This is a genomic window from Pseudoalteromonas sp. 20-92 (genome assembly GCF_030847595.1).
In the GTDB taxonomy this organism is placed as follows: Bacteria; Pseudomonadota; Gammaproteobacteria; order Enterobacterales; family Alteromonadaceae; genus Pseudoalteromonas; species Pseudoalteromonas fuliginea.
Genome location: NZ_JANJGQ010000104.1, coordinates 1 through 277 on the forward strand (window position 1 = coordinate 1; position 277 = coordinate 277).

A 277-nucleotide genomic window follows, 5' to 3' on the forward strand; every position below is an offset into this window, starting at 1 on the left:
TTTACTGGGAAGTCTTACGAGCATCGTAGAGGCTGGGTTGAAGATAAACTACTTGAATTAGCTAAAGTATTTTGTATTGATATATGTGCTTATGCCGTAATGAGTAATCACACCCATTTAGTACTGTATGTAGATGATAAGAAAGCAAATAGGCTGAATGATAAAGCGATTGTTATTCGCTGGCATAAACTCTGTAAAGGCACCGTACTTACGCAAAAATATGCACAAGGTGAAAAGCTAAGTAAAGTTGAACTCATCTTTTTCAATCAAACGGTTA

1 pseudogene is annotated in these 277 nt (G+C 35.7%); it reads left to right on the forward strand.

The features are described from left to right. Positions 1-277, forward strand: a pseudogene (locus tag NRL14_RS20935) (transposase); the annotation flags it as partial.